The 9867-nt window shown below is 57.0% G+C and carries 6 protein-coding genes and 3 pseudogenes; 3 read left to right on the top strand and 6 right to left on the bottom strand.

Annotated features, from left to right (window positions below):
- Nucleotides 1-231: 231 nt before the first annotated feature.
- A pseudogene (locus tag NKH60_RS30710) lies at nucleotides 232-1307 on the top strand (IS5 family transposase).
- A 322-nt stretch (nucleotides 1308-1629) separates the two neighbouring features.
- Here NKH60_RS30710 and NKH60_RS30705 read toward each other — a convergent pair.
- The 4 genes from NKH60_RS30705 to NKH60_RS30690 form a co-directional block, all read right to left on the bottom strand.
- Nucleotides 1630-2370, bottom strand: coding sequence for an amino acid ABC transporter ATP-binding protein (locus NKH60_RS30705; protein ID WP_352874536.1), 741 nt, complete (start codon nucleotides 2368-2370; stop codon nucleotides 1630-1632).
- Between the two features lie 128 nt (nucleotides 2371-2498).
- Nucleotides 2499-3473: an amino acid ABC transporter permease gene (locus NKH60_RS30700; protein WP_352874535.1), complete on the bottom strand. Its 975-nt coding sequence runs from the start codon at nucleotides 3471-3473 to the stop codon at nucleotides 2499-2501.
- A gap of 52 nt (nucleotides 3474-3525) precedes the next feature.
- The gene (locus tag NKH60_RS30695) at nucleotides 3526-4362 is read right to left on the bottom strand and encodes a transporter substrate-binding domain-containing protein (RefSeq protein ID WP_352874532.1); all 837 of its coding nucleotides are present in this window, start codon (nucleotides 4360-4362) and stop codon (nucleotides 3526-3528) included.
- A 507-nt stretch (nucleotides 4363-4869) separates the two neighbouring features.
- Nucleotides 4870-5592: an aspartate/glutamate racemase family protein gene (locus tag NKH60_RS30690; protein ID WP_352874531.1), complete on the bottom strand. Its 723-nt coding sequence runs from the start codon at nucleotides 5590-5592 to the stop codon at nucleotides 4870-4872.
- Between the two features lie 470 nt (nucleotides 5593-6062).
- Here NKH60_RS30690 and NKH60_RS35235 point away from each other — a divergent pair.
- Nucleotides 6063-6493: pseudogene (locus NKH60_RS35235) on the top strand (IS110 family transposase); the annotation flags it as partial.
- A gap of 74 nt (nucleotides 6494-6567) precedes the next feature.
- Nucleotides 6568-6846: a hypothetical protein gene (locus NKH60_RS35230; RefSeq protein ID WP_502907796.1), complete on the top strand. Its 279-nt coding sequence runs from the start codon at nucleotides 6568-6570 to the stop codon at nucleotides 6844-6846.
- A gap of 5 nt (nucleotides 6847-6851) precedes the next feature.
- Here the strand turns inward: NKH60_RS35230 and NKH60_RS30680 are convergent.
- Both NKH60_RS30680 and NKH60_RS30675 read right to left on the bottom strand, forming a co-directional pair.
- Nucleotides 6852-7746: pseudogene (locus NKH60_RS30680) on the bottom strand (transposase); the annotation flags it as partial.
- A 489-nt stretch (nucleotides 7747-8235) separates the two neighbouring features.
- Nucleotides 8236-9333: a DUF2817 domain-containing protein gene (locus tag NKH60_RS30675; protein ID WP_352874530.1), complete on the bottom strand. Its 1098-nt coding sequence runs from the start codon at nucleotides 9331-9333 to the stop codon at nucleotides 8236-8238.
- Between the last annotated feature and the right edge of the window lie 534 nt (nucleotides 9334-9867).

The following is a 9867-nucleotide window of genomic DNA, read 5'->3' as shown; positions in this document are numbered from 1 at the left end:
CTTCACCGATGAAGGCATCGAGGAGGTCAAACTCCTCCTCGAAGAATATCATCGCGTCTCCCCAAAGAAAGCTTGACCCCAGCACCGCGGTGCTGGGTGCTCATGGCCACCGGATACGCACGTCTGCGGTTTTCACCGGATGCGTACGATCCAACTGGACACCTCGAAAAACCTGGCAATCGAGAACGCATTTTGATTCATTTCGCCTGGTGATTTGCACGGAGGCGTTGAATGCGAGGGCAGGCTGGGTTCTGGCCATTGACGAGCGCTATGTCCGGCTGAGCGAGGCCTGCGATCCACTGGAGAAGCTGAACGGGGTGGTGCCTTGGGAGGTTTTCCGGAAACCTTTGGCCAAGGCGCTGAAGCGCTCCGATGGCGCCAAGCGGCCGGCCGCCCTTTGATACGGTGATGATGTTCAAGGTCCTGGTTCTGCAGGCGCTCTACAGTCTCTCGGACGATCAGGCCGAGTTCCAGATCTATGGGCGACTTTCCTTCATGCGCTTCCTCGGGTTGGGGCTCGGCGACAAGGTTCCCGATGCCAAAACGATCTGGTTGTTTAGGGAGCACCTCACGCAGGCAGGGGCAGTGGAGAACCTGTTCGCCCGTCTTGACAAGCACCTCACCAAGGCCGGTTATCTGGCGATGGGTGGCAGATCGTGGATGCCACGATCGTGGCGGCACCGAAGCAATGCAATTCCGATGCTGAAAAGGCCGACATCAAGGCAGGAAAGGTGCCGGGCGAGTGGCAAAAGAAGCCAGCCAAGCTGCGCCAGAAGGACCGGGACGCACGCTGGACCGTGAAGTTCTCGAAGGCCAAGGCCGATGAGGAGGGAAAGACGAAGCAGCGCGATATCGCCGTTCCCGCCTTCGGCTACAAGAACCATGCCTCGATCGATCGCCGGCACGGCTTCATCCGCGGCTGGAACGTCACCGGCGCCTCGGCCTGGGACGGGGCGCAGCTTCGCAACGTGCTGGACAAGAACAACACCGGCTCGACGGTGTGGGCCGACACCGCCTATCGCTCCAAGAAGAATGAGGCGTGGCTGGACAAGAACGGCTACGTCTCCGACATTCATCACAAGAAACCGAAAGGCCGGCCGATGAGCGAGGCGATGGCACGGGCCAATGGCCGGCGCTCAAAGATCCGCGCTTTCGTCGAGCACGTCTTTGCGCAGCAGAAATCCCGCATGGGCCTGTTTGTCCGCACGATCGGCATCGCCCGCGCCCGCACCAAGATCGGCATGGCCAACCTCGCCTACAATCTCACCCGCTTCGTTTGGCACCAGGGGCGAACTGCCCCCGCATGACGGCGAGAGCGGCGGAAAACGTCCCCGCGATGCCGAAATCGGCAACCAGCATCAGCCCCAACGATCGAAATCCAGCCACCGCCGCGCGTCAGGCTGTTCGCAACCTCATTGCCGCACCACCCCTCTGGAAATGCCGGTAGTTCGAGGTGTCCAACTGACAACAGCGGTCGTCTTTCCAACCGCTGCAATTTGAATCGCAATCTAGTCTTAGTCTAGGCGGAAGCCACAATCGTTTGAGCTAGGCTCGTCAAAGAAGGCTGTCGCATCTTGCTCGCCCCCGACAATTCTGACGGTCGCCAAACCAACCGCCCGATTGATCATATCAATGCGACAAGATTTGATGGAGGAAGAGTTTTGTTCTTTCGTGCTGAGGCTTGGTAAAGAAGTCGTGCGGCTTGCCTTCCTCGACGATCCGGCCCCCATCCATGAAGATGACGCGATCGGCGACGGAGCGCGCGAAGCCCATCTCGTGGGTGACGCAGACCATCGTCATGCCCTCGCGCGCGAGACTGGTCATAGTCTCGAGCACTTCGGCGACCATCTCCGGATCGAGAGACGAGGTCGGCTCGTCGAAAAGCATGACCGCAGGTTCCATGCAGAGCGAGCGGGCAATTGCGACGCGCTGCTGTTGTCCTCCGGATAGTTGACCAGGGAATTTGTTCGCCTGCTCGGGTATGCGTACGCGCTCGAGGAATTTTAGCGCAATCTTCTTTGCCTCGGCCTCGGCCATACCCTTAATCCACATCGGCGCTGCCATGCAGTTCATCAGCACCGTCATATGCGGGAAGAGATTGAAGTGCTGGAACACCATGCCGACGTTCGCGCGAACTTCAGCCAGGTCGCGCATCTTGTTATGCAACCGAATCCCGTTGACAGTGACCTCGCCCTCTTGGTGCGCCTCGAGCCGATTAAAGCAGCGGATTAGCGTCGACTTTCCCGATCCGGAGGGGCCGCAGATAACGATGCGTTCGCCCTTGCGGACCGTGAGGTTGACGTCAGTCAATGCTCTGAAGGTGCCGTACCACTTCGAGACGTTCTTAGCTTCGATAACTGTGTCGCTCACTGCCACTCCTCTGGCCCGATAACTTCGATCCGACCTTAACCGGGGATGGCTTACCTCGACAGTTGTCTTAGAAGGGTCGTACAATTTTGGACCGTGCTTCACGTGACCTTGACCTATGCTGACGCCCATCATCGCACCTTGCTTCTAGCAAAGTGGCGCTCGATCCTGGACTGGACCAGTTCCAGGCAGATGGACATAATCCAATATATAATTGCGGCCGTTATGAGCATCTCCATGTGTTGAAAAGTCGGCTGGCCGAGTGTGCGAGCAAGGAACGTGAGCTCCCACACACCGAGGATGGAGACGAGTGAGCTGTCCTTCAGCATTGAGATGAACGTGTTTCCCATTGGGGGAATGATGACCGGAAGCGCCTGCGGCAGTATGATCTTGCGCATCGTAAGACCGAAGCCGAAACCCATGGATCGCGAAGCTTCCCATTGACCGCGGTCGATGCTCTGGATACCGGCACGGAAAATTTCTGTCATGTAGGCTCCGGTGCAAAGCGACAGCGCCAAGATGCCTGAAGGAACGGCGTCGATAAAGATACCAAGTTGCGGCAGTCCGAGGTAAATCAGGTAAATCTGGACGAGCAGCGGCAGGCCGCGGAAAAATGATGTGTAGAAACTGGCGATTGCATAGGCGAAGCCATTGCTTGAAAGCTTTGCAATCGCGGCAATCATCGCGAGGATCGAAGCGAATATCAGCGAAACCGCCGAGATATAGATCGTCGCAACTGCTCCCTGCGTGATCAGATATGGCAAGTTCTCCCAGATGAAGGGCATGCTTAGGTTAAATGACTTGAAGAAGGCAAGAAACAGAACCAGCAGCTCGGCCCAGACAACGCCGATTTGCACCTTCAGCGAAACAAAACCGATCAGCACGATGTTGAGACAGAATATGATCGCTATCACAAAGGCGATGGCGAAGCGACCATAGATCCCACTTTGCGCTGGGTCGCCGATGACAGGCCGCATGAGCTCGCCAAAGGTGGTGCCCGTAAGATTGAACATAAGAAAAACCGCGAGCACTACGGCAAAAATTGAAGCAACGAACCACGGCTTGTGGACGAGGACCTCGGACTCGACATTGTCCTCATAAAGCATGAGCGGCACTTTCAAAGAGCGGCCCCGACAGCGGGGCCGCTATGCTTTGCAACTATTTGTCGACGCTGTAGTCCGCGCCGAACCATTTGACGGACTGCTTGGCAAGGGTGCCATCATCCCTCATCGCTTTCACGGCAGCCGCAACCTTGTCGAGGAATTCCTTGTCGCCATGGAGAATGGAAATAGCGGCCGGCCCCGAGAACAACGGCTCGTCAAGGATCTTAATTGGATACCCAGCCTTTATCGCATTTCTAGCCGAGTTATCACTGTTAAGCACCGCATCAAGCCGTACTCCATCCCCCAGGCGAAGGTCGTCGTACAAAAGGCTGTCCGCTTGGTAGATCTTCAGCTCGCCGGGTGTAAACTGGTACTTTACTGGTTTAGCATTAACCCATCCGGGCGTAAAGTTATGCTTGGCATAGGACTCTGCCACGTCGCCCGATCCGACACCGATAACCTTGCCGTCGAGATCGGAAAGCTTCGTCGCCTTACTATCCTTGTGTACGATGGCTACCGTTGGAATGTAACTGTAAATGACAAACTCGAATATTTTAGCACGTTCCTTCGTAGGCGTCATTTGACCCATGCCCATATCCCAACGGCCCTGCCACTTGCCTGCGGCTATCATGTCCCAGTTTGTCGTTACGAATTTTACCTCCACGCCAAGGGATTTCGCGATGGCCTTGGCAAGGTCGATATCGGAACCATCGAGCTCATGTTTGTCGTTCAAATGCGATAGGGCCCCCCAGTCTGGCCCCACCGCCACCGTCAGCGTCTTTGTGGCGAGCACGCGATCCAGAACTTCGCCAGCGTTGGCCCTGGACGGGCTACCGCCTGACGCGACTGCGAGTGAGGCTGCAACTGCGATCATCGTTATAAGCCGACTCATATGTCTCTCCCATGTTTTTTGCCGTTCTTGGCCTGTTAGCGAAGCAAGGTCGTGTGTGCGTATGCTCTTATTGACTACATTCAGGCCTGCATTTCGGGCAGGCGTTCCTGTTGACTAGATACGCATGACGCTGGTGCATCAGAAACACGATTAGCGCCTTGTCAGTCAAAACCGCTGGGTGGCTCCCGTCAAATTCAGTTTGTCGATTGAGGCCATCTGAGTCTGAGATGATGCGAATTGACCCGCCGCCTTCGCTGCCGTGGGAAGCAGGCGTGATGCCGGCGGCCACTGCCGCTGCCGCTCCAAATCCCACTGATTGCCGGTGACGCCCTCATTACGATCGGAGGCGGGCAGGAATCTGAGTCTGTCACCTGATGCCCACCACTTACGCAATTGGGCCGATCCAATCCGGTGCCAATGCTCCACCGAGAATATCACTAAGACGCACTATCCCGCTTACTGCGATGGCCTGCGGGCTTTGTGTTGGAACCGCAGCTTGATCGTTGTTCATGAGAATTCAGGGCTGGTAACCGACGCGAGCGTCAGCCGACAAAGGTCCGTGATGTCGTAGATCGGCAACGCTGTTATGCGGCGTAGGGCGTTTTTGACACTCGGGAAGCCGGTGCATTCGAAAAGCAGGATTCCAATTTCAGGATGCTTTGCGCGAAGTTGCGCGACACAAGCTGCGACTTCCGATTCAATTTGTTCAACATCGGTTTGGATGTATGGCCGCGCGAACGCGTTACCAACGAACACGCCGCCCTCAATCCCTCCGACGACCACTTTCAATCGATCGACGGGCTTCTCTATCCCTAGCAGATCTTCGGTACAGTGTCGGGAGTCAGCCGCTATTACCGCCAGCTTCTGAGCGGGCGATAGCTGCCGCAGCAACGCCGGAACGAGTAGTAGGCTGGACATCACGACGGGTACATTGACCGCAGCAGCGACCGCCGCCTGATAGCGAACAAAAAAACCGCAGTCAGCAGAGATTACGTCAGCACCTCTTTCGACCAGTCGCCTCGCTGCAGCAACACAAGCGTCCTTAACCCTAAGAGACGGCTCACGGCGCACAATAGTCTCGGCGAAGGCGCCTTCCACGATTTCCCAGATGACCGGGCGATCAAACGTCTCTGGATGCAATAGACACCCCCGCCTTGGAATGAGGTCCTCAGGTGCCACTCCTTCATCAAGCTCAAGAATTCCGAGAACAGGGCGGCCTTGCAAGACCATGAGTGACACTCCTTCCAAACTAAGGTGAGGGTTTCAGGCAATGATTTCCGCGGCGTCGTGGCAGATCTCGATGCCGTCGCTGTCGCCTCGTGGAAAGCGAACGTTTGTTTGTTGACATTTAGATTGTCCTACAAACGTTTCCAAGTCAATTCGGATTCGGAGAATTGCTTCCAATGTCCCGGTTGCTCGTGGCACCGATGATCGAGTGCGGAGGAGGGCCAGACAGTTGCCCTTTGGCGGCCGGCAATGCATTCAGAAAATCGCGATCGACTTGACGGGCAGGGATAGAGCAACGTCGACAAGGAGAACGACGAGATAGCCTTGACCTTTCGAATCAACTCAGCATCTGACAGGATTTGCCAACCGTCTGCGACGCGAGCCGCGAATACAATCCGCGCCTGGCAGCTAAGCCAACATGGGCAACCCTCATGTCGGTTCCGAACTGATGCTGAAGGCCAGCAGATGCCGTCGTGTCATTGCTTGACGGCGAGATCGCCAAACTCGGCCGCGTTCAAATGCTGCGCGACAAGCTTGAAGAGTTCGCCAGGAACGAACTCACCCATGATGATCATGTGGTGATCGAGGCGACCGGCAATGCACCGGCTGTCGCTGAAGTACTTTCGCCCTAAGTGGATCGGATCGTGATCGCCAATCCCAAGCAGGTGCACATGATCGCGCATGCGAGGGTAAAGACCGACACGATCGATACCACTGTACTTGCGAAGCTCTACGCCTCGGGCCTTCTGCCGGAGTCCTGGGTTCCAGACCCGGGACGCTTGGGCTCCGAAGACAGGTCACCAGGCGGACACATCTGGTTCGCCAGCGTTCGCGGCTGAAGAACCTGATCCGGTCGACACTTCACGCACATCTGATCCCGCCGTGTCCGCATGGAATCTTGTTTCGTGATCAGCGGGCATAAATGGCTGAATGAGGCAAATACTGCCTGCGGATGAGCGCGCCGCGCGCAAGCTCGTGATGATCATCTGGCACATCCTGAGCAAGGATGCCGACTACATCTGTGCCCGGCCGGCCTTGCTCCGCCGCAAGTTCAGATGGGTCAAGCTGCGTGCCGGCCTTCCTGCGAGTCATGCCGAGCGCGGCGCCGCCTTCGAATACAACATCCCGGCCAAGCGCGCAGAAGAAACGATCCCGAGTCGAAAGGGCGGAAGCTGCCTACGCAGCAACGACTTCCCGATGGCGAACGCTGCCGGGCAAGACGAAGGTTGTGGAAAAGGCGGTACTGTGAGCCGATAGGACTAATCTACAACATCCGTTTGCATCGGCTTGCCTGGCGCGATGTTATGCCGCTCGACGCCGCGATCCTGCTGCCATTTGAGCATGGCTTTCGAGGTGAGTTCGGTTTCGTTGTCGCTGACCACATCAGAGGATAGCCGCGCAATTCGGCGATCGCATCCAGCTCCCGCAACACGCGTTCGCCGGACAGCCAGTTATCAACCACCGTAGCCAGGCATACCCGGCTGAAGTCGGCGAAGCGACGGCCATCGGCCAGCGCGTCGGAGACAAAGTCGAGGCGCCAACGCTGATTTGAGTCCTGCGGAATCGCCGTCGGCGCTCGCGTTCCCAAGGCCCGCGTGCGGCCGCCACGCTTGCGAACACTGAGCCGTTCCTCGCGGTAGAGGCGGTAAAGCTTCTTCCAGTCGACCTCGACGCCCTCGCGCCTCAACAGGATGTGCAGGCGGCGATAGCCGAAGCGGCGGCGTTGTGACGCCAGTTCCTTCAGCCTCCCACGCATTTCGGCATCGCTCAGCCGCGTCGACCGATAGCGGAGACGCGCGGATCAATGCCCACCAGGCCGCATGCGCGGCGCTGAGAATAGCCCTTGTCTTCCATGGCCTAGCTCACGGCGTTCACCCTCGAGCCGGGCTTAAGAATTTTTCCGAGCATCTCACGGACCGTCGACACGTCCATCATCGATTCCGCAAAAAGCTTTTGCAGCTTCGCATTCTCCTCCTCAAGGGCCGCCTTCAGCCGTTTGGCTTCCGACACGTCCATGTCGCTGTACCTCTTGCGCCACGTGTAGAACGTCGCATCCGAGATGCCATGCTTGCGGCACAACTCAGGCGCGGACAGCCCCACCTGATGCTCCTTTAGGATGCCAATGATCTGCTCGTTCGTGAACTTGGATCGTTTGATTGCGCATCTCCTCTTTCAGAGAGCAGGCTAACCTCAAAGCGAGTACTTTCCAGGAGAGCAGATCACTTTGGTTGCCGGTGGCGCCACGGAATGGCTTCCTCCAAATCGCGCGCGACACGGGCCGGTGTGTCCTCGGCGCGCCAAAGCGGCCGACGATCTGAATACCGGTCTGTCATCCTTTTCCGCGTGCCGAGATCATCGGCTTGGCGCCCCGTGGAAAGATACGCGTGCTTTGCCGCGGTCGATGCCGCGCGAGCCACCCGTGACAAGGACGCTCCGTCCTCAGCTCATATCCCTCCTCATTGGGCTAACAGTTCGTAACGGCTCGATCTGCGCAAGCCTTCCATCGCAGTTCTCTTCCGCCGAATATTCTTGCGGGTGGCGCGGCGATTGTCTTTGATGAACTTCTCCGCCAGCGACTTCTGTGGCCCTCTATCCGTTAAGCCGAGATTGTCTCAATTGGCGCTGACGCCAGAAAGGCTCTAGAGATCATTTTCCTGACGCAAGCGCCTCGATTGCTTGTCGATGCACTTGGTGCGATCTCCAAGCGATCATCTCCTTCCAGTCTGACCCCTGCGGATAGTAGTGCAATTTGGCGACCCGCCGAATCTGTCGGCCCCGCTCGGTATCAGCCTCTTCTGGCCGATACATGAATAGCCAATGGTCGTCGCGCAGCACCGCCGTATTTAGTTTGTAAGTTCCGAATTCAAGAGCAATATAGGTGTGCCGGCTCCCCAAGATACGCTCCCAAAATGCGTCTTGGGTCCCAGGTATGATTTCCGCAGAAGAATTCCCTACTTCGGGCGACGTTACAGATGGGCCAAAGATGCTGACGGCTCGCTCATAACCGCTTAGTCCAGACGACTGCTCGCATTGCAATTCCCCATAGCCGTAAGGACCGAGGCCGGTATGGTAATCTATGATGATGACCTCATCTCGGGCGGCTACGTTGAATTCCTTCGTTATTTCCTCGAGAGTTCGCCTGGCTTCGGTAGGCTCGGTTCCGCCGTAGAACAGGCCGCCCGGATGGGTGTACTGCCCTGATCCTCGCGCCTCCCGAAGTTTCAATTCACCGTGTCTGGCTTGATATGCCGCAAACGCAGCCTCGGCGCGCTTCAATCCCTCCTCGGAAATGTCAGCGGGAACAAAATACTCGGCCAACTCCTCGTATCCAGGATTCGAGGGGAGCGGTTTGGAAAAGTCGACAAAATTCCGGTTGAGGTCAACGCCCTCCGCGGTAACTCGGCGATCCCAGGCAAAACCGTAGCAATTCAGCGCGTGGACGAAGAGCACCGCCGTGGAGGATGGGAGACGCTCGAGAAATTTGGCTTGCAAGAATAGAAGTTGCGCTGCGGAACCGATGTACCCTTCTGGCCCGTGCGTGCCGGAAACCAGAATCAACAGTTTCTTGGCGTCTGCCGGGCCGAAATACGATGCGTCGGTGTTGAGAGACTCACCAGAGGGTCCTTTTGTACTGCATCGGTATGCTCGCGACGTCGGCGCGGCCGCCAGGAATTTCTGCCTCGCTTCGAAATAATCGCCAGAAAAGACAACCGAGACTAACTCTTTTGCGCTGTCAAGATTCATTGTGGCCAATCTCCCTGCTGATCATTCTGCGGCACCGACTGAGGCCCCATAGGTCGATAGATATCCTATTTTCATATAAGATGCCGGGGCCAACCCTTGCGGCTAGTGCCTGTCCATGCGCTTTACTAGCGTCGAAAGTAACGGCGAACGAATAGACAAGCTGACAAACGTTTTTGATGCCGCCAGGAACGTGCTTCCGAACTATGATCCGTCGCGGAGATCGACGTCAAATTCAGTTTGCGGATCGACGCTATCTCGTTTTGAGATAGCCTCAGAGCGCCGTGACTTGGGGGGAAATCCGGTCCCTGCGTCCGCCTGCACAGAGATATCGGCATGAACTGCGCCGGGTTTTCCCGGTGGCCGTTTCCTTAGCCGCGTCGGTAAGTTTCACACGCAGAGCTATGAGAAGCAGTTTCCAGACGAACTCCCTCGAATCCGCTCGGAGTTTTCCGCTAATTCTCTTCCTGCCTCATCGCTGGTCATCCAACAGTTGGGACAGATCCCGTCACCAAAGCCCAGCATCCGCAACGGGCG

This window comes from Mesorhizobium sp. M1006, from assembly GCF_040318825.1.
Taxonomy (GTDB): domain Bacteria; phylum Pseudomonadota; class Alphaproteobacteria; order Rhizobiales; family Rhizobiaceae; genus Mesorhizobium.
The sequence above is the reverse complement of the archived record's forward strand: the minus strand, read 5'-3'. Positions and strand labels throughout refer to the sequence as shown.